The organism is Pseudomonas sp. PA-4-8C, from assembly GCF_021606625.1.
GTDB classification, from domain to species: domain Bacteria; phylum Pseudomonadota; class Gammaproteobacteria; order Pseudomonadales; family Pseudomonadaceae; genus Aquipseudomonas; species Aquipseudomonas lactis.
The window spans coordinates 1-1,406 of sequence record NZ_WKCD01000530.1 but is presented as its reverse complement, the minus strand read 5'-3'; the positions used below and the strand labels follow the sequence as shown (position 1 = coordinate 1,406).

Annotated in this window: 1 protein-coding gene; it reads left to right on the top strand. The window is 52.3% G+C overall.

Going from position 1 to position 1,406, the window contains the following annotated elements:
- The first annotated feature begins 145 nt into the window (after nt 1-145).
- Nucleotides 146-1,114, top strand: a complete 969-nt coding sequence (locus GIW04_RS30700) for a hypothetical protein (protein WP_236270566.1) — start codon at nt 146-148, stop codon at nt 1,112-1,114.
- The last annotated feature ends 292 nt before the right edge of the window (nt 1,115-1,406 follow it).

Here is a 1,406-nt window from a genome sequence, read left to right as displayed (position 1 = left end):
CGCGGCCGCGCCAAACCCTGGGCTGGAAATTCCCCATAGAGGTGCTGACCGAGCACCTGCAGCTCCTGGCGACCAATAACTTGAATACGGTCAACTGACTGTTGCACTTGGAACTTGAGTCCGCCCTTCTCTGGCAGTACTCCGGATGCAGTTGTTACGCTCGCTAGGACATTCATGCCTGCTCATTACAAAAAATCGATTGCTAGCTTCTTTGGGTTCACAGCTTGGGAATCAAGCCTTCAACGTCACCACCATGCACTCCTTTATTAGCAGCGACCACTCGCAAAGAATTGGCTGTTTCGCACCCGAGCCTTATGGGCCATTCATATACGATTGGCCCACGCTGCTATCCAACTACGAACGGGCCAATATTGAACCACAGTGGGATCATTTGGTGATTGATGAAGGTCAGAACCTACCCGCTGGATTCTTCACATGGGCTGTACGTTATGGTGCAAAAACTGTCAGTGTGTTCGCGGATGAGGACCAAACCACCGATAGCCAAAGAGCCTCTATCGAGGATATTCTCGCTGCTCCTATGCCCGATCCGATCCGACTATCAGCCAACCACCGGAACACTCGCGAAATAGCTGCGTTGGCCGAACACTTTCACAGATCAAGCACTCTCCCACCTGCCGTGGTACAAAGGCCACGTAGCGGAGATATGCCACGCCTTGTAACATTTACACAATGGAGTGACGCAATATCTTCTATTGCAAATCGCTTGACCAACCGGGGCGGCTCAATTGGCGTTATCGTCTATCCAGTGTCGAAAGCGCAAGCAGTGCATCAGATGCTGAAATCCGCGCTGCCGCCTGAGACCCGAGTAGATCTATACACCCACCGAATGCCAAAGGGAGCTGAACAGAATATCCACCCAATGAAAGCAGGAATCACAGTATTGACTGGCGAGTCAGCTATCGGCCTAGAGTTCGACAGCGTCTACCTGCAGGATCTTTCGCGCTCCCTACCGAGCGTTGACAAAGATCAATGCCGTCGCATGTATATGCTTTGCGCAAGGGCTCGTGACTCGTTGATACTATTGAATGAACCGTCGCCGCTGACAACAGCCCAACTCTCAAGCCTTCCTGACTCGACTATACTCTCACGATGACCCAACCATCGCAGCCCAGCTTGACCTTACCCTTGCAGTTCGAAAATGAGCCGCACTCGACGGAAACCACACCTGTTGCGCCTATGAGGCTTGCTTTCTCAATGGACCATCGGGCCTGGCTTAGCTTGCTGGCGGAGGAGTGGTGGCCTATAAGAAGAGATTTAGTTTGGGTCCGATTTGGTATAGACCAACCAGTGCAGACGCCTGTAGCTGATGATCGAATAGAGGTGCTTGCCTGGGTCGATCCTCAAAAGCTGCCCAGCGACGCAAAAGTCATGATCTGGCGTAAGAG

Bases quoted from the DNA above. Each gene is read 5' to 3' on its own strand.
- GIW04_RS30700 (WP_236270566.1), top strand. From the start codon at position 146: ATGCAGTTGTTACGCTCGCTAGGACATTCATGCCTGCTCATTACAAAA.